Origin of the sequence: Rhodococcus jostii NBRC 16295, assembly GCF_001894825.1 — a bacterium.
GTDB classification, from domain to species: Bacteria; Actinomycetota; Actinomycetes; order Mycobacteriales; family Mycobacteriaceae; genus Rhodococcus_F; species Rhodococcus_F jostii.
Genome location: NZ_BCWY01000139.1, coordinates 1 through 17,263, shown reverse-complemented (window position 1 = coordinate 17,263; position 17,263 = coordinate 1). Strand labels below are relative to the sequence as shown.

Annotated in this window: 14 protein-coding genes and 4 pseudogenes; 9 read left to right on the top strand and 9 right to left on the bottom strand. The window is 68.7% G+C overall.

Going from position 1 to position 17,263, the window contains the following annotated elements; all coding sequences use genetic code 11:
- Together RJ1_RS48500 and serC are read left to right on the top strand one after the other, a co-directional pair.
- Window positions 1-110, top strand: a pseudogene (locus RJ1_RS48500) (citrate/2-methylcitrate synthase); the annotation flags it as partial.
- A 41-nt stretch (window positions 111-151) separates the two neighbouring features.
- Entirely contained in the window at window positions 152-1,273 is a 1,122-nt protein-coding gene (gene serC / locus RJ1_RS42100) for a phosphoserine transaminase (RefSeq protein ID WP_073370042.1), read from the top strand.
- A gap of 63 nt (window positions 1,274-1,336) precedes the next feature.
- Here serC and RJ1_RS42095 read toward each other — a convergent pair whose 3' ends face one another.
- The 6 genes and pseudogenes from RJ1_RS42095 to RJ1_RS42070 form a co-directional block, all read right to left on the bottom strand.
- On the bottom strand, window positions 1,337-1,822 hold the full coding sequence (locus tag RJ1_RS42095) for a nucleoside deaminase (protein ID WP_073370039.1): 486 nt from the start codon (window positions 1,820-1,822) through the stop codon (window positions 1,337-1,339).
- Window positions 1,819-2,799, bottom strand: coding sequence for an ornithine cyclodeaminase family protein (locus tag RJ1_RS42090; protein WP_073370036.1), 981 nt, complete (start codon window positions 2,797-2,799; stop codon window positions 1,819-1,821). The genes RJ1_RS42095 and RJ1_RS42090 overlap by 4 nt, the downstream gene beginning before the upstream one ends.
- 25 nt (window positions 2,800-2,824) lie before the next feature.
- Window positions 2,825-3,735, bottom strand: a pseudogene (locus RJ1_RS42085) (ABC transporter permease).
- Window positions 3,732-4,850: an ABC transporter permease gene (locus tag RJ1_RS42080; RefSeq protein WP_073370032.1), complete on the bottom strand. Its 1,119-nt coding sequence runs from the start codon at window positions 4,848-4,850 to the stop codon at window positions 3,732-3,734. Before RJ1_RS42080 ends, RJ1_RS42085 begins: the two are co-directional and overlap by 4 nt.
- The gene (locus tag RJ1_RS42075; protein ID WP_073370029.1) at window positions 4,847-6,394 is read right to left on the bottom strand and encodes an ABC transporter ATP-binding protein; all 1,548 of its coding nucleotides are present in this window, start codon (window positions 6,392-6,394) and stop codon (window positions 4,847-4,849) included. Before RJ1_RS42075 ends, RJ1_RS42080 begins: the two co-directional genes overlap by 4 nt.
- Before the next feature lie 11 nt (window positions 6,395-6,405).
- The gene (locus RJ1_RS42070) at window positions 6,406-7,389 is read right to left on the bottom strand and encodes a BMP family protein (RefSeq protein WP_073370026.1); all 984 of its coding nucleotides are present in this window, start codon (window positions 7,387-7,389) and stop codon (window positions 6,406-6,408) included.
- A gap of 176 nt (window positions 7,390-7,565) precedes the next feature.
- On the opposite strand from RJ1_RS42070, the gene RJ1_RS42065 reads away from it, so the two are divergent.
- From RJ1_RS42065 to RJ1_RS42055, 3 genes are all read left to right on the top strand, one after another.
- Complete coding sequence (locus tag RJ1_RS42065) at window positions 7,566-8,312, top strand: GntR family transcriptional regulator (protein ID WP_073370023.1); 747 nt, start codon at window positions 7,566-7,568, stop codon at window positions 8,310-8,312.
- A gap of 118 nt (window positions 8,313-8,430) precedes the next feature.
- Window positions 8,431-9,294, top strand: coding sequence for a septation protein SepH (sepH, locus tag RJ1_RS42060; RefSeq protein ID WP_073370020.1), 864 nt, complete (start codon window positions 8,431-8,433; stop codon window positions 9,292-9,294).
- Window positions 9,295-9,366: 72 nt separating this feature from the next.
- Window positions 9,367-10,146, top strand: a complete 780-nt coding sequence (locus RJ1_RS42055; protein ID WP_083400502.1) for a DUF6928 family protein — start codon at window positions 9,367-9,369, stop codon at window positions 10,144-10,146.
- A 16-nt stretch (window positions 10,147-10,162) separates the two neighbouring features.
- On the opposite strand, the gene RJ1_RS42050 is transcribed toward RJ1_RS42055, so the two are convergent.
- On the bottom strand, window positions 10,163-10,456 hold the full coding sequence (locus tag RJ1_RS42050; protein ID WP_073370017.1) for a DUF2537 domain-containing protein: 294 nt from the start codon (window positions 10,454-10,456) through the stop codon (window positions 10,163-10,165).
- Window positions 10,457-10,458: 2 nt separating this feature from the next.
- Window positions 10,459-11,265, bottom strand: a complete 807-nt coding sequence (locus RJ1_RS42045; RefSeq protein ID WP_073370015.1) for a TrmH family RNA methyltransferase — start codon at window positions 11,263-11,265, stop codon at window positions 10,459-10,461.
- Between the two features lie 96 nt (window positions 11,266-11,361).
- On the opposite strand from RJ1_RS42045, the gene RJ1_RS42040 reads away from it, so the two are divergent.
- Together RJ1_RS42040 and RJ1_RS42035 are read left to right on the top strand one after the other, a co-directional pair.
- Entirely contained in the window at window positions 11,362-12,201 is an 840-nt protein-coding gene (locus RJ1_RS42040) for an SDR family NAD(P)-dependent oxidoreductase (protein ID WP_073370012.1), read from the top strand.
- Between the two features lie 158 nt (window positions 12,202-12,359).
- A pseudogene (locus tag RJ1_RS42035) lies at window positions 12,360-13,755 on the top strand (IS1380 family transposase).
- Between the two features lie 325 nt (window positions 13,756-14,080).
- On the opposite strand, the gene ltrA reads toward RJ1_RS42035, so the two are convergent.
- Complete coding sequence (gene ltrA, locus RJ1_RS42030; protein WP_255284960.1) at window positions 14,081-15,307, bottom strand: group II intron reverse transcriptase/maturase; 1,227 nt, start codon at window positions 15,305-15,307, stop codon at window positions 14,081-14,083.
- Between the two features lie 788 nt (window positions 15,308-16,095).
- On the opposite strand from ltrA, the gene RJ1_RS42025 reads away from it, so the two are divergent.
- Together RJ1_RS42025 and RJ1_RS42020 are read left to right on the top strand one after the other, a co-directional pair.
- A complete protein-coding gene (locus tag RJ1_RS42025; RefSeq protein WP_073370007.1) occupies window positions 16,096-16,989 on the top strand; it encodes an AAA family ATPase in 894 nt (297 codons plus the stop codon).
- Window positions 16,986-17,263 (top strand): annotated as a pseudogene (locus RJ1_RS42020) (vWA domain-containing protein); the annotation flags it as partial. The gene RJ1_RS42025 and the pseudogene RJ1_RS42020, both read left to right, overlap by 4 nt.

Here is a 17,263-nt window from a genome sequence, read left to right as displayed (position 1 = left end):
AGCAGAAACGTCTCGGCAAGCTCGTCCGCCCCGCCGCCATCTACACCGGACCCGCGCCCCGCAACCCCGAGTCCGTCGAGGGCTGGGACCAGATCGCCCACACCAGCTGACCGTCTCTCACGCCCGAATCAGTAAGGAACAGAAAGTAGCGATGACCTCCACACCGATCATCCCCGCAGACCTCCTGCCCGCCGACGGACGTTTCGGCTGCGGACCCTCCAAGGTTCGCCCCGAGCAGCTTCAGTCGCTGGTCGAGGTGGGCTCCTCGGTGTTCGGCACCAGCCACCGCCAGAAGCCCGTCAAGGACGTCGTCGCCAGCGTGCGGTCCGGCCTCGCCGATCTGTTCTCCCTGCCCGAGGGCTACGAGGTGGTGCTCGGCAACGGTGGCACCACCGCGTTCTGGGATGCCGCCGCCTTCGGCCTGATCCGGGAGAAGTCGCTGCACCTCACCAACGGTGAGTTCAGTTCCAAGTTCGCGTCGGTCGCGAAGAACAATCCGTTCATCGGCGACCCGATCGTCGTCTCCGCCGACCCGGGTAGCGCTCCCGAGCCCGTCTCGGACCCGTCCGTCGACCTCATCGGCTGGGCGCACAACGAGACGTCCACCGGTGTCGCGATCCCCGTCTCGCGTCCCGCGGGCTCGGAGAACGCACTGATCGCCATCGACGCCACCTCCGGCGCCGGCGGTCTGCCGGTGAACGTCGCCGACGCCGACGTGTACTACTTCGCACCGCAGAAGTGCTTCGCCTCCGACGGCGGACTGTGGATCGCGCTGATGAGCCCGAAGGCCCTCGAGCGCGTCGCGGAGATCAAGGATTCGGGACGCTGGACCCCCGACTTCCTGTCGTTGCCGATCGCCGTCGACAACAGCTCCAAGGACCAGACGTACAACACCCCGGCGGTCGCGACGCTGCTGCTGCTCGCCAACCAGATCGAGTGGCTGAACGGCCAAGGCGGCCTGGACTGGGCCACGTCGCGCACCGCGGATTCGTCTTCGCGCCTGTACCAGTGGGCCGAGGCGAGCGAGTACGCCACCCCGTTCGTCACCGATCCCGCCCACCGCTCGCAGGTGGTCGGCACCATCGACTTCGACGACAAGGTCGACGCCGCCCAGGTGGCGAAGATCCTGCGCGCCAACGGCGTCGTCGACACGGAGCCGTACCGCAAGCTGGGCCGCAACCAGCTGCGCGTCGGCATGTTCCCGGCCATCGATCCCGAGGACGTCTCGCAGCTCACCAAGAGCATCGACTGGGTCGTCTCGCAGCTCGGCTGAGTTCCGGCACCCACGTCCGTCAGCCCCCGGCACTTCGGTGCCGGGGGCCGACGGCGTTCCGGGTCAGTCGGTGTCGAGGAAGCGGTGGAACGGTGCGAGCGCCTCGTCGCCGAGATGCGGTCCGCTCACCTCGATGTCGACGCTCGCGGAGTCGAGCACGTCGCTGCAGCCGAGCGTGAACCGTGGCCCGTCGGCGAGGATCCGGGAGAAGTCCGCGGACGAGGCCGCATACACCACCCGGGTGATCCCGGCCCACACCATCGCCGCGCTGCACATCGGGCACGGCTCGCCACTGGCGTACATCGTCGCGCCGACGAGATCGGCCGTTCTCCCTTCACCGCAGGCGGTGGTGATCGCGTCGAGTTCCGCGTGCTCGGTGACGTCGGCGGAGGTCGCGACGGAGTTGGCGCCCTCGCTGATCACGTGGCCGTCGTCGCCGACGGCCACCGCACCGAACGGTCTGTTGCCCGCGTCGCCCGTCTCGTCGGCGAGTTCGATGGCCCGCCGCAAGTGGCCGAGGTCCACGTCGTCGACATCGCTCTGGCTCATCGACTCAGATCCACTTCTGTTCCGACGCCCCGTTCCCGGGCTCTGTCGATCAGTATGCGCGCCGCGGCGAGGTCCTGGAGGCCGATCCCGACGGAGTTGTACAGCGTGATGTCGCGATCCGAGGTACGCGCTGTCGTGTGGCCGGCCACGACGGCACCCAACTCCACGGTGACGTGGTCGGCGGTGATCGCCCCCTCCGCGAGCGCCAGCAGCGTCTCCCCCGACTTGGTCATGGTGGTGGCCACCGAGTCGACGACCACGCGGGCACGCCGCATCCCGTCGCCGTCGATCTCCCGGTGGTCCGCGCGCGGGGGCGCACCCACCGCGTTGACGTGCAGGCCCTCGCCGAACCAGGCGCCCCGCACGATCGGGTCCCGCGACGGGGTGAGGGTGCAGAGGACGTCGGAAGACCGAGTGACCGCCTCGGGGGTGTCCATCGGCTTGACGGAGATTCCGAGACCTTTTGTACGGCTGCGGAATTCGTCGACCGTCGCGTCCGAGCGCGACCACACCAGCACCGTGTCGACGTCCGACACCCTCGTGATCGCCCGGACGTGTTCGACGGCGAGGGTCCCGGCGCCCACCAATCCCAGCACCCGGCTGTTCCGGCGGGCGAGGTGTTTCGTGGCGACGGCGCTCGCGGCGGCGGTGCGCACGGCGGTGATCAGGCGGCCGTCGAGCAGGGCCTCGCATTCGCCGGTGTCCGCGGAGGTCACGAGCACGGCGGACCGTTGCACGGGCAGCCCCCGGGCGGCGTTGCCGGGAAGGTCGACGAGCATCTTCACCGCAGCGGCGCCGGCCGACTGCGCCGCCGCGACCATCGGGATGAAGGCGGCCGACTGCAGGGTCATGGCGGGTGGGGCGGGTGCGGACGCCGTCCCCGCCGCCAGGTCGGCGTGCGCCCGTTCCACCGCGGCGAACACCTCGGCGCGGTCGATGAGGCCGGCCACGTCGGAGTGGGAAAGAATCAGTGTCACAAGAGTTTCCTCGCTGGGAGTTCGATCAGGACGTGCGCGCGAACGCGACGGTCAGGTTGGCGGGTGAGCGGCTGTTGCGGATGAATCCACTGACCGCGACGATCGCGATCACGTAGGGCAGCATGACGAGCAGTGCGAACGGGACGCTGACACCGAGCGCCGGCAGCGCGAACTGGAGGGCCTGCGCGATCCCGAAGAACACGGACGCCCAGATCACGCCGAGCGCGCGCCACCTGCCGGCGATCACGGCGACGACGGCCAGGTACCCGATTCCGGCGGTCATGTTGTCGCTGAACGACTGCACCTCCGACAGCGCGAGTTGCGCCCCGGCCAGTCCCGCAGTCAGCCCCGCGACGAGCACGCAGAGGTAGCGGACCTTCCGCACGGGCAGACCACTCCAGTCGGCCGACCGACCGCGTCGACGACGAGACCGGCGCGGGTCCGGCGCGACAGGGTGACGGCCAGCAGTCCGACCACCGCGAAGCAGAAGTAGCCGAGTGCCGTCTGCGAGAAGAGAGCCGGTCCGAGGATCGGGATCCGGTGCAGCAGCGGGATCTCGAGGACGGCGAATCCCGGGGCGTTCTGCCCCTTGCCGTCGGCGAGCAGCAGTCGGGCGCCGTACGTGGTGGCGCCGAGGGCGAGGGCGTTGCTCGCGATACCCACCACGATCTGGTCGGCGCGCAGTGTGACGCTGAGCAGTGCCTGCAGCACTCCGAACAGCAACCCGGCCGCCAGTCCGGCCGCGAGCCCGCCCACCGAGGATCCGGTGGTGACGGCGCCGAGGACACTGGCGAACGCCCCGGTCAGCATCATGCCCTCGAGGCTGAGGTTGAGCACCCCCGCCCGCTCGCTCACCAGTTCCCCGCTCGCGGCCACCAGGATCGGGAGTGCGAATCCGACGCCGCTGACGGCGATGTCCGACACCGTGTTCATCATTGCTTCGCTCCAGCCAGGTCGGGGACGTCGTGGGTCTTCGCCGTCTTGGTGGCCGCCGATCTCGATCTCCGGCCGGTCGCGGTCCACAGCACCGCCCCCGCGATCAGGATGATCATCAGCGATTCCATGATCGAGACGGTCGACGCCGGAACACCGGCGGCGAGTTGGAGATTGATACCGCCCGACACCAGGAATCCGAGGAGCAGGGACACCGCGCCGACGGCGAGCATGGAACCGCGCGCCAGGAGTCCGACGACCAGTCCGGAGAAGCCGTAGCCGGAGGAGAAGCCTTCGACGAGCACGAACGGAGCCGTCGCGACGAGGATCCCGCCCGCGAGTCCGGAGAACGCGCCCGCACAGGACAGGCTGAGGAACCGCAGCCGCCCGACCGGCAGTCCCAGCCGCGCCGACGCGTCCGCGTTCAGGCCGACGGAGCGCAGGCGCACGCCGATCGCCGTCCGGCGCAGGATCAGGCCGACGATCAGCACCGCGACCACCGCGATCCACAGTGCGATCGTTCCGGGCGAACGCTCGATCCCCAGCAGCGGCAGGTGCGCGGTCTCCACCAGCGACGAGGACTGCGGCAGGGTCTCCGACGACGTGACGGGCTGGCGAAGGAGGCTGGGCTCGTGCACCATCAGCAGCACCAGCGCGAGGCCGACGAAGTTCAGCAGCAACGTCGTGATGATCTCGCTGGTGCCCCGGCGGACCCGCAGGTACGCGGCGATCGCGGCCCACAGCCACCCCGCACCGGCCGCCGCGAGGAGGACCGCGGTGACGGCGATCGGTGCTGGGGTGCCCTCCCCGAGTGTGGTGCCGACCGCGGTCGCGGCGATGCCCCCGACGCACAGCTGGCCCTCGCCACCGACGTTCACCAGTCCGGCCCGATGGGCGACGGTGAATCCCGCCGCGACGAGAGCCAGCACCGCGGCAGTGTTGAGCGAGACGCCGATCGCGTAGCTGTTGCCGAACATCCCTTCGGACAGCGCCGTCACGGTCTCGGTCACGGTGGCGCCCGCGGTGGCGGCGAGGATCAGACCGACCAGCCCCGCGACCGCGATCGCGGCGACCGCCACCGGAAGCGGGTGATGTGACCAGGTTCGTAGTCGATTCATGCCGCCGTTCCCGTCATCAGTTCACCGATGCGCTGTCCCGCCGTCGCCGCCGCCGTGTCGACGGGCCCGAGCAGGGCCCCTCGGTAACTGACGAAGATGCGGTCGCAGAGCGCGAGAAGTTCGGGGATCTCGCTGGACACGACGAGGACTCCGTTTCCCGAGGACGCACAGCTGCGGAGTTGGTTCAGGACGAATTCGACCGCCCCGATGTCGAGTCCGCGGGTGGGTTGCGCCGCGACCAGGCACTGCAGATTCTCCGTCGACAGTTCGCGGGCGAGCACGACCTTCTGCTGGTTGCCACCCGACAGCGAACCCATGGCCGTTTCCGGTCCGGGTGTCCGCACCGAGAACTGCTCGATCAGCTCCCGGGCCGCGGCGTCCATTCGGCGACGATCGAGCAGGCCCATCCTGCGGAAACGACGCAGGCGGCCGAGGAAGAGGTTCTCCGACAGGGACAGTTCCTCCACCATCGCCTCCCGGTGGCGGTCCTCCGGCACCACGCCCAGACCGAGCCGGGTGCGTTCGGCCGGGGAGGCAGAGGTGATGTCGGCGTCGCCGAGCGTGACCGTGCCGGCGTCGGGGCGGGTCGCCCCGGAGAGCACGGCGACCAGTTCGCTCTGACCGTTCCCCTCGACGCCCGCGATCCCGACGATCTCACCGGCCCGCACCTCGAACCCCACGCCGGACAGGGCGAAACTGCCGTCCGCCCGGGTGGCGCGGACGCCGTCGAGTCCGAGGACGACCGGGCCGGTTACCCGCCGCTCGGGAACCGTGCCGCCGTCGCTCTCGGCGCCGACACCCGCAGCGAGAACCGGGTTCAGGTCCGACACCGGCCGTCCGATCATCGCCGTCGTCAGCTGGGGAATCGTCAGCTCCGACATGCGGCCGCCGCCGGCTACCTCGCCGCCGCGCAGCACGGTCGCCGCGTCCGCGACGCGGGCCACCTCACCGAGTTTGTGGGTGACGAGGACGACCGCCTTACCCGCCGCCGCGACCGCCTGGCACGTCTTGATGAGGGCGTCGATCTCGCCGGGGTCGAGCACCCCGGTCGGCTCGTCCAGCAGGATCAGTGAAGGGTCGGTGAGCAGGGCCTTCACGATCTCGACCTTCTGCCGCGCACCGATCGGCATGGCGGAGACCACCGCGTCCGGATCGATCCGCAGGTGGTAGTCGTCGGCCAGCCGGTCGAGCCGGGTCCGCAATTCCGCCCGGCGTAGTCGCAGTCCCCGTCCGGTGAGCAGCAGGTTCTCGGCGACGGTCATCGTGCCGATGAGACTGAAGTGCTGATGCACCATGGCCACCCCGTCCGCCATTGCGGCGGCGGGCGAGCCCGGGAAGTACGCGCGACCGGTGAGGGTCATCGTTCCGGTGTCCGGTCGCAGACCGCCGTAGACCAAGTTGCAGAGTGTCGACTTCCCGGCCCCGTTCTCCCCGAGGATGCAGTGCACGGTTCCGGGTTGCACGGAGAGGTCGACGTCGCTGAGGGCCCGGACGTCGCCGAAGCTCTTCCCGATTCCCGTGAGTTGCAGTGCTGGTGCGCTCATGTCGGCCGTCCTCAGTAAGGCTCGACGGCGCCGGTGGCCAGACCGGTCTTCGCCTTGTCGAGTGCGTCGGCGACGGCGGGGTCGCCGCTGCACAGCAGGAAGTCGGTGCCGCCGTTCGGCGAAGTGAGGCCGAACGCCACGTTCTCGGCCTTCCACGTTCCGTCCAGGGTTGATTGGACTGCGTATTCCACTTCCTTGCCGATGTCGGTGTGCACGTATCCGACGTAGGCGGGGTTGGAGCAGTCTCCGGGGATCGGCCCGCCCACCATCAGTGCGCCCGACTGCGCGGCGGCCTGTTCCAGACCGGACTTTCCGAGGTTCACGATCTGCCCCACCGTGCCCGCGCCCGCACCGTAGTTGGCCAGCGCGGCCTGCTTCGCCTTTGCCGGGTCGTTGAAGTCGCCCAGGTACTGCGGGGTGAGGACCCGGGTGCCGGGCCGGGCGAACTCGGCGCCGTTGCCGAAAGCCTTCGCGGCATTGACGATGGCCGGCAGTTCGACTCCGCCGACGAACGAGACGGACGGTGTCTTCGACGCGGTCGCGGCGACGGCGCCGCTGAGGAACTCGGCCTCCGCCTGCTGCGGGTCGTAGTAGGCGAGGTTCGGTAGCGGCGTCGCGTCGGCGGGGCCGCCGATCTCGACGAACGTCACGTCGGGGAACTGGGGTGCCACCTTGCGGACGTCGGCGTCCGTCTGTCCGCCGAGCGAGACGACGAGGTCGTTGGTGGTCGCGAACCGCACCAGGGCCTGCTGGTAGTCGGCGGCGGCGACCTGTTCGACGTAGCTCAGTTCCACGCGGTCGCCGAGGGTTTCCTCGAGGCGCTGGTAACCGAGGTATCCGGATTCCATGAAGCCCGTGTCGGAGACGGAGCCGGGAAAGAACACCCCGAAGGCGGTGTCGGCTTCCGAGGACCCGCAGGCAGTAAGGGTGGCCGCGAGAGTCGCGGCCGCGCACAGCGCGGGGACGAGGGTTCTGGCGGAGAAGGTCGTGTTCACGCGCTGGACTCCTTGACTCAGGAACCGCCACAGTTAGCGGTATACCGTTATTTGAATCTTGGAGGCACGTCATTTCCGCCGTGTTACACAGAAGTAAGGACCCACGTCCACCCGAAGGCGGCGCGCGAGCGCGCTCTACGGTGGCTGACGTGGCCACCACGAGGATAGGAGACCGGGTGAACGGCGCAACCGACGTGTCGGCTCCGAAGTCACTGCGCGAGACCGCGTACGAAGAACTCCGCCGGCGCATCGTCAACCTGCAACTCGCACCGGGCCAGCGCCTGATCGAACGCGACCTCGCCGCGGAACTGCAGGTCTCCCGCATTCCCTTGCGCGAGGCCCTGCAGTTGCTCCAGACCGACGGGCTCGTCGTGATCGTCCCGCGGCGCGGAGCGATCGTCGCCCCGTTCGGCGTGGACGAGGTCCGCGACCTCTTCGACGTCCGCGAAAGCCTCGAGATGCTCGCCGCCCGCCTCGCCGCCCAGCGGGCGGACGGGAACCACCTCGCGGCCCTCCGCGACCAACTCGCCGCGGCGCGCGCCGCCACCGCCCGCGACGACAAACCCGCGATCGCCGCCGCGAACGCCACGTTCCACGCCGTCATCGTGGACATGTCGGGCAATCCGCTGCTGCAGTCGATGCTGCAACCTCTCGCGACGCGGGTGCAGTGGTTGTTCCACCTCACCAAGGAACGCGATCCCGGCCAGCAGTGCGACGAGCACGCCGAGTTGTACGACGCCATCGCGGCGGGCGACGCCGACCGTGCCGCCGAGGTCGCCTACCGGCACGTCGTGTCGGGTCGCGAACCCAGCCTCGAGCTGGCCGAACACTGGTCGGCACCGGCGATCGACCCGGTCGAGGCCACCCGGACGAGGCAGCGCACACGCCGGAAGAAGGACCGGTCGCGAAACGACGAAGCGTAGCGCGGCCGCGACTTCCGGACGGGATTTACCCGCGCGTGTCCTGCCGCGCGGGCTGTCACGAATGAATTACAGTTGCCCAGGTGCAAAGTCGCGAGCCGGCGCGATAAGGAGGTCAAACGTGCGAGAGCTTCGAGTGATCGGTCTCGAGCCCGATGGATCGCACGTCGTGTGCGCAGATGCCAGTACCGGCGAAAAATTCCGGCTTCCCGCCGATGACAAACTCCGCGCCGCATCCCGCGGGGACATCGCTCGACTCGGCCAGATTGAGATCGAAATGGACAGTCAGCTCAGGCCCCGCGAAATCCAGGCCCGCATCCGTGCCGGCGCCTCCGTCGAACAGGTGGCCGACGAGGCCGGTATCCCCCTGGCGAAGGTGGAGCGTTTCGCCTATCCGGTTCTGCTCGAACGTTCCCGTGCGGCCGAGATGGCGCAGGGTGGACACCCGGTCCGCGACAACGGCCCCGCCGTTCCCACTCTCGCCGAGATCGTCACGCAGGCGTTCCGCGCGCGGGGACACAACATCGACGACGCCGCATGGGACGCGTGGCGCGACGAGGACAATCACTGGGTCGCCCAGCTGCAGTGGCAGGCCGGGCGGACCACCAACGCGGCGCACTGGCGGTATCAGCCGGACGCGCACGGTGGCACCATCGTCGCGCTCGACGACACCGCGTTCGACCTGATCGATCCCGACTTCGGCCGCCCGCTGCGCGGTTTGGCGCCGGTGGCGTCCGACGAGCCGGAGCAACTCGAACTCGCCGAGTTCCCCACCGAGGTGGAGGTGCCGTCGATCGAGCCCGAGGAGATCATCGAGGCCGACGTCACCGAGGAGCCCGAGGACGCGCCCGCGCCGTCGGAGGAGCCCGAGCCCGCCGCCCCCAAGATCGCTCCGCACCAGACGAACAACAAGGACAAGCGCGGCAAACCCGCCCTCCCGTCGTGGGACGACGTCCTGCTCGGTGTCCGCAGCAGCGGACGCTGACCGTCTGCGCGGTGAGCAGGCCGGAAACACGGTCGGGGTCGTACTCTTTCAGGAAGACACCGGAAGAGAGGGATGACCGTGGGGGCCAAGGTATCAACGATCTGGTACGTCGACGTCCCCGACCCCGCGGCCGTTCTGCGCGGCCACCCCGAGCCTGACCTCGGCGCCGCGCACAAACTCGCCTCCCACCTCAATCCCGACCTGGTGGTCACCCCCACGGGCCCGGTTCCGCTGGCCGAGGCCGTGGCACTCGACGTCGCCGGGACCGTTCACATCGGGTCCTACCCCGGTGTGACCGTCGTGTGCGGCCCCGATCTGGCCGTTCCCCGGCCGTCGAGCCTGCCCGAAACACGCATCCGGCCCACCGAATTCGCGAAGACGTACTACGTGGCGTCCAAACCCGACATCGCGTGGGGTTCCTTCGCGATGTGGGAGGACGGGCACCTGACGCGGTCGTTCAGCGCGACACCGGTCCACATCCACGAGGACCTCGGCATTCCCCTGGTGTGGGAGAGGCCGTTCTGGGCCGGCGACTTTCCGCTGCGGTACCCGGCGGGAGTCCTGCCCGACCCGCAGTCGTTGCCGTTCCACCCGCAGCAGTTCGCCGAGGGCGCCAACCTCGAATGGCTGGGCTTCCGGTACACCGGCGCGCCGGAGAGCGGCGAGATCGGTCCGAAGACGCTCACCGTGCTCGGCTTCACCGTTCACCCGCCCGGCGAGGGTCCCGAGGTCGAGGACGCCGCCGAAGCGGAACAACCCGCCCCCACCCCCATCCCTGCCCCGGCGCCTCGGCCCGCTCCGCCACCGGCGGCCCGCAAGGGCGGACTGCTCCGCCGCTATTTCGGTTTCTGAGTAGGGCGGTCCGGGGCTAGGCGGCGGCGCCGACGAGCAGCGCGATCCAACCGGCGAGCACCCCGGCCGCGGCACCGTACACCAGCCACCGCCACACGGGTGTCCGGCGGAGTCGCCACGCCGACGGCGCCACCCCGGCCACCACCACGAGTTCGAGGAACACCGCGAGCACGGCGTTGATCCGGGCGAGCTGCGAACCGAAGGCGATGACCGCGACGGCCACCACCGCTGCGGCGAACCCCGCGACGAGCAGTCCGGTGAACCACGGCGTCGCCGCCGGCGGCGGATGCGAGGCGTGAGGGGGCAGCATTCTCACCGGCCCGTGCGGACGCGCTCGTAGAACGCCATCGCCGCCGCCGTCGCGACGTTGAGCGAATCCGTTCCGGGCGCCATCGGGATGCGGGCACGAATATCCGTGGCCCGCATGGCATGTTCGGTGAGACCGGGACCCTCGGCGCCCAGCAGCAACGCCACCTTCTCCCCCGTCATCGCCTCGGCCAGCGTCACCGCCTCGGGGTTCGGGGTCAGCGAGATGAGCTGGAAACCACGCTCCCGCAACGCGTCCAGATCGTGGGGCCACTTCGTCACGTGTGCGAACGGCACCCGGAGAACGTGCCCCATCGACACCCGGACCGCTCGGCGGTACAGCGGGTCGGCGCATCCCTTGCCGAACACCACGGCGTCGACGCCGAGCCCCGCGGCGTTGCGGAACATCGAGCCCAGGTTCTCGTGATCGTTGACGCCCTCGAGCACCGCGACCGTCCGCGAGTGCTCCAGTACGTCCGCCAGTTCGAGCGGCTCGGGACGCCGCGCCGCCGCGAGCACACCCCGGTTGAGGTGGAACCCGACGACCTCGGCCATGACGTCGGCCGTCGTCCGGTAGAACGGCACGTCCACGTCGGCGACGTCGTCCGCAAGTTCCTCCAGCCGCCGATCGACACCGAGCAGCGCGATCGGATCGAACCGGGACGCCAGCAGACGCTGCGCCACCAGCACGCCCTCCGCGATGACCAGGCCCTTCCCCTCGGGGAGGTCGGGACGCCGGTCCGAGGAATTGAGATCGCGGAAGTCGTCCAGCCTGCTGTCGGCCGGATCCGTTATGTCGATGACGTGAACCACCGGTCCATCGTGCCGTATGCGCGGCGTCACAGCGGCAGAAGGTGGCAGGTCGGGTGGCTGTTGACTCCCCCGCGAGGAGCGCGAAAGCTCGAAGTCATGAAACGGCTGCAGGGGCGCGTGGCTCTGGTGACGGGCGCCTCCGGCGGCCTCGGGCGGGTCCTCGCCCTCGCTCTCGCGCACGAAGGCGTCGACGTCGCGGCGTCCGGTCGGCGGGTCGACCGGCTCGCGGACGTCGTGGGGGAACTGCGCGCGCTCGGTGTGCGCGCCGAGGCCGTGCCCGGTGATCTGACCGACCCCGGTCAGGTCGAGTCGCTGATCACCCGCGCCGAGGCTGCGGTCGGCCCCCTCGACCTGCTCGTGAACAACGCCGGGGTGGAGAACGTCTCGGCCTTCACCCGGCTCGACCCCGCCGAGCTCACCGCCATGGTCGAGGTAAATCTCACCGCCCCACTGCTTCTCACACGCCGGGTGGTGCCCGGGATGCTCGACCGCGGTCGCGGCCACGTGGTGTTCATCTCGTCGCTGGCCGGAAAGATCGGACCGGCGTACTGCGCGCCGTACGCCGCGACGAAGGCCGGCCTGATCGGTCTCACCGAGTCGCTTCGCGCGGAATACGCGGGCTCGCCGGTCGGCTTCTCCGTCGTGTGCCCCGGATTCATCACGGGCGACGGCATGTACCAGCGGATGACGGAGCGTGGAATCAGGTCCAACCGGATCACGGGCGAGACCAGCACGGAGAAGGTCGCCGCCACCGTGATCCGGGCGATCCGGCGGGACCGGCCCGAGGTCGTCGAGAGCGGAGCACCGATCCGCCCGCTGCTCGCACTGGCGCAGCTGGCGCCGGGACTCGTCGAACGAGTGGCTCTGCGGGTGGGCACCACCGCGATGTTCCGGCGGCTGATCGAGGACCGCGGCAGGGTGGAGCCGGGCGGTTGACCCGAGTCGCGTACCCGGGCGGGGGCACTCACCTAGCCTGCCGCTTTCATGCGAACTCGTTACCTGACGGGTGTCGCTAACGAAGAATGGTGCCCTGACCTGGGATGATTCGACTTGTCTAAGGTCCGAGTCATCCGAGTTCGAGGAGCACCATTCAGGTGGGCAAGTCTACGTCCCCGTACCCACGTCTGTCCGCATCGGCCACCGGAACCGGGGTCGTGTCGCATGCCGGCTCGGTTCTGTTGTTGCGCACTGCCGAGAAGACGGGGCTGACCGATGCCCTGTCGGTGGCCCTGTCTCCCTGGCGAAAGCCGTTGTCGCGCCACGATCCCGGCAAGATCGTGCTCGATCTGGCGGTGGCCTTGGCGCTCGGCGGTGACTGCCTCGCCGACATCGCCCAGTTGCGGGCGCATCCGGAGGTGTTCGGTCCGGTCGCCTCCGATCCGACGGTGTCCCGCTTGATCGCCACCCTCGCCGCCGACGCCGATATGGCCCTGTCGGCGATCGACACGGCCCGTGCCGCAGTCCGCACGGCCGCGTGGTCCGCGGCCGGGGACCGGGCACCCGACGACGACATCGACGAATACCACCCGCTGATCATCGACCTGGACGCCACCCTCGTCACAGCGCATTCGGAGAAGGAACACGCGGCACCGACCTTCAAACGCGGCTTCGGATTCCACCCGTTGTGCGCGTTCGTCGACCACGGTGGCGAGGGCACCGGGGAACCGGTGGCGATGCTGCTGCGAGCCGGCAACGCCGGCTCGAACACCGCCGCCGACCACATCACCGTCGTCAAGAAGGCGTTGGCGCAGTTGCCGTGCGATCCGGGATATCGGGTCGGCCGCACGATCCTGATCCGCACCGATGGTGCCGGCGGCAGCCACGCGTTCCTCGAGTATCTGACCAAGCGACGGCTGTCGTACTCGATCGGGTTTGGGCTGACCGACGCCATGGTCACCGAGATCTCCTCGATCCCGCAGGACGGATGGACACCCGCCTACGACGCCGACGGGCAGGTCCGCGACGGCGCTTGGGTTGCCGAACTCACCGATCTGGTCGACCTGTCGTCATGGCCGGCCGGGATGCGGCTTGTCGTGCGCAAGGAACGCCCTCACCCTGGCGCGCAGCTGCGGTTCACCGACCACGACGGGCTGCGGTTGACCGCGTTCACCCGCCAACACCCGCCACGGCGGGCTCCCCGACCTCGAACTACGCCACCGCCGCCGCGCCCGGTGCGAGGACCGCATCCGGAACGCGAAAGCCACCGGCCTGGAGAATCTTCCGCTGCACGGATTCGACCAGAACCGGGTCTGGCTCGCCATCGTGCAACTCGCCTGCGAACTCGTCGCGTGGACCCAGATGCTCGCCCTGCACGAGCACCCCGCCCGGAAGTGGGAGCCGAAACGGCTGCGCCTGCGCCTGTGGTCGATCGCCGGGCGGATCACCCACCATGCCCGCCGCACCCACCTCAAACTCGCCGCCCGAGCACCCTGGGTCCGCCTGCTCACCCGAGGCCTCGACCACCTCAGCGCGCTACCCGCACCGATCTGACCAGCATCAACCCGATCATCCGAGACGAAAGGGAAATGTCTTCCGGGGCCGTGGACCCCGACGCCACCCGACCGTGTCGGGCAGCTCATCGCTGCCCGACACCGGATCAGCGACAGCGACCACCAATCCGAAACCGCTCAGGCCGACCCAGGGGACTCAGGTAGGGTCGGGGGCTGGCGCGGTGGCAGATTCTGACGGTAGGTCACGAAGCCGCGATGAGCCGAACGGTTTCCCCTTCGACTGTTCTTCTTCGTGTCCCTGGCCAAAGCGCTCCGTTTCCAGTCCCCGCCCGTCGAACCGTGCGTGCGGTTCTCCCGCACACGGCTCACCGAGGTCGTTCACCGCCAACATTCGGCTTCCTCCGCCACGCCCGGAAAGGCCTGGGGGCATAGACGGTTCCCTCAAGACTGATCAGGCCGAGTTGGTCGTCGGATTGGTAGTACACCACCGACCGACCGTACGCACGACTTCGCTTGTGCCGCTTGGCTATAACACCTGCCAACCGCATCAACGCGTAATCCCTGATCTTCGCGAACCTCACAGACGAGTTCCCATATCTGAAATACCCCGTCCACCCACGCAGGAACCGATTCACGGCTCCCACGATTGTGTTCACACTCAACCGTAGCCGAGACCGAACCGTCAACTCACGGATCACGTCCCGAGCATGTGTCATCGCCTTGTCCGATGGCCACCGAGCGAGGAACCCGATTCCCTTCGCACCACTGCGGCCCTGACTGCGCACCCAGCGATGGTGAAACCCCAGAAAATCGAGGCCTTCACCGTCCTCGCTGAGGTGCACAATTCTGGTTTTGCTCGCCTTCGGTGTCAGACCCAACTCCGCCAACAGGATACGAAGATGCGTAAGCGCATCCTCGGCCTGCCGCCGAGTCCGGCACATCACCACAACGTCGTCGGCGTAGCGGACCAATACCCCGTGCTCGCGGACATCCCACACCCGATCGATCTGGTGCAGATAAACATTCGCCAACATCGGAGACAGGACCCCTCCTTGCGGCGTTCCAGTAACCGCCCTGCGAACCACTCCGTCGCTCATCACTCCCGAACGAAGCATTGCGCGCAGCAGCCTCAGGACGGACTGGTCGCAGACTCGTTCCTCGATCGCCTTCATCAACCGGTCATGCGGAATCGCCTCGAAACATTCGGCGATGTCCGTCTCCACCACCCACCGTCGTCCCCGCCATGCTTCATCGACGAGGACCTGCAATCCGTCGTGCGCCGACCTCTTGGGGCGGAACCCGAACGAGCAGTCGTGCATGTCTGCCTCGAAGATCGGCTCGAGCACGATCTTGGTCGCGGCTTGCACGATACGGTCACGAACTGCGGGGATGGACAGGGGACGCTGTTCTCCGGTTCCGGGCTTCGGGATCAGCACCCGACGTGCCGGCAACGGACGATATCGTCCCTCTCGCAGTTCGGTGGCCAGCTCATCGAGGAGACGGGTCACCCCGTACTCCTTGACCTGGTCCACAGTGATGCGGTCGATACCGGATGCACCCTGATTGCTGTGCACCTGAAACCACGCACGCATGAGGACATCGCTGCGCACGATTTTGTCCCCCAGCGTGTGAAACCGTCTACCGGAATCTGCCTTGGCTGTCCGGTAGAGCGTGTGCTGTAAGGCACGCACCGAATCGAGCGGAACAGATCCGCTCGCGGCGGGACTAGCCACCTTCATGGCACTCACCGGGCACCTCCTTCACATCATCACACATCGACACACGTAGCGGCCCTTCCCTCACCTCAGGTTGTGTTGTCCTGCAGGCTCGATCAGTACTATGGCCGCCTCCGACTCCCTTCCAGCAGACGACTCATTTCCCAGGATCACTGGTTATAGAGCGTCACCGCTTCCGATCACCGTGTCCACGATGTCGCCACCATGAACACCTCGCAGATGATCGGGCTGGGGAGGGTCTCTCCAGTTCCCGTCGTCACTGTCGATACGTTCCACGTCCCCTACGCCGGAGAGTTCGTCGGCACCTGCACATCCAGGTCTTCGGTGCCTTCCATAGGCCTTCACCGTGATTTCGGCGGCTCGGCACTCTCTTCACCCCCACCCTCACGGGCAGAGACCTCTAACGACGCCGCAGACTTCGCTTCATGCTGCGGACCGCATCTTCGCTCCCCCTTGCAGGGCTTCTGACGCTGGGCTTCGACCACATCCGTTTCCAGATGAAGCCGCCAGCCTGCTACCGGGCCACCTGGCAGCTACCCGGACCGGACTTGCACCGGCAAGCGACGACGAGCTTACGAACAAAACGACCTATAAAGACCTCCTGTTCAACTGGACGCACGAAAGATCGAGGCTAGGCTCGCGGCGTGAGTGATTCCACGCTGACGGTCGGCTCGCCCGCGGAACTGGCGCAGGCACTCGACGCCACCGGCTACCTCGCCGACGACGGCGTCGCGATGGCCGCGTTCCTGGCCATACGTATGGGACGGCCGCTGTTCTGCGAGGGCGAACCCGGCACCGGCAAGACGTCGCTCGCGGCCGCATTGGCGGAGGCGTTCGATCTGCCGCTGATCCGCCTGCAGTGTCACGAGGGGATCGACGCCGCGCAGGCACTCTACGACTGGGACTTCCCCCGACAGCTGCTGCACCTGCGGACGCTGGAGGCCGCGAGCGACGGCGGGCTGGAGGCCGACACCGTCGAACGCTCGCTGTACACCGAGCGGTTCCTGCTGGCACGCCCCCTGCTGCGGGCGCTCACCGAAGCGCCGTGTGTGCTGCTCGTCGACGAGATCGACCGCGCCGACGACGAGTTCGAGGCCTTCCTGCTGCAGGTACTCGACGAGAACGCCGTCACCATCCCCGAACTCGGCGAGGTGCGGGCCTCGACACCGCCGCTGGTGGTGCTCACCTCCAACCGCACCCGGGAGGTGCACGACGCCCTCAAACGCCGCTGCCTCTACCACTGGCTCGAGCACCCCGACCTGACGCGGGAGGTCGCGATCCTCCGCCGCCGCATCCCCGGCATCGGACCCGACCTCGCCGGGCAGGTCGCCCGAGCCGTCCACTCCCTGCGCGAGATGGACCTGCTCAAGCCGCCGGGTGTGGCCGAGGCGCTGGACTGGGCGCGCGCACTGCGCGAACTCGATCGGGACGTGCTGGACGCGGAGACCGCCGCGGCGACACTCGGCGCGGTCCTCAAGTACCGGGAGGACCTCGAACGGGTGGCCCGCGCCGGACTGGACCGGCTCCTGGCGGGGTGACGTCCCTGTCCACGACCCCGGATGCCGGCGACCCACTGGTGGGGGTCGCCGGGTTCGCGCACGCCCTCGCGGCGGCGGGACTGCCGGTCGCGTCGGACGCCGTCGCGGGATACGCGCGGGCACTGCGGCAGGTCGATGTGGGCGATCCCGGCCAGGTGTACTGGGCGGGTCGCGCGACCCTCTGCCGTGATCCCGACGACATCCCGCGGTACGACTCGGCGTTCGCGGGCTGGTTCGGTGGCGCCGTCCCGGCGCGCACCCCGCGGTCCGGGGA

Coding starts and splice junctions, on each gene's coding strand:
- serC (WP_073370042.1), top strand. CDS start 152: ATGACCTCCACACCGATCATCCCCGCAGACCTCCTGCCCGCCGACGGA.
- RJ1_RS42095 (WP_073370039.1), bottom strand. CDS start 1,822: ATGAGCCAGAGCGATGTCGACGACGTGGACCTCGGCCACTTGCGGCGG.
- RJ1_RS42080 (WP_073370032.1), bottom strand. CDS start 4,850: ATGAATCGACTACGAACCTGGTCACATCACCCGCTTCCGGTGGCGGTC.
- RJ1_RS42075 (WP_073370029.1), bottom strand. CDS start 6,394: ATGAGCGCACCAGCACTGCAACTCACGGGAATCGGGAAGAGCTTCGGC.
- RJ1_RS42055 (WP_083400502.1), top strand. CDS start 9,367: ATGACCGTGGGGGCCAAGGTATCAACGATCTGGTACGTCGACGTCCCC.
- RJ1_RS42050 (WP_073370017.1), bottom strand. CDS start 10,456: ATGCTGCCCCCTCACGCCTCGCATCCGCCGCCGGCGGCGACGCCGTGG.
- RJ1_RS42040 (WP_073370012.1), top strand. CDS start 11,362: ATGAAACGGCTGCAGGGGCGCGTGGCTCTGGTGACGGGCGCCTCCGGC.
- ltrA (WP_255284960.1), bottom strand. CDS start 15,307: ATGCGTGCGTGGTTTCAGGTGCACAGCAATCAGGGTGCATCCGGTATC.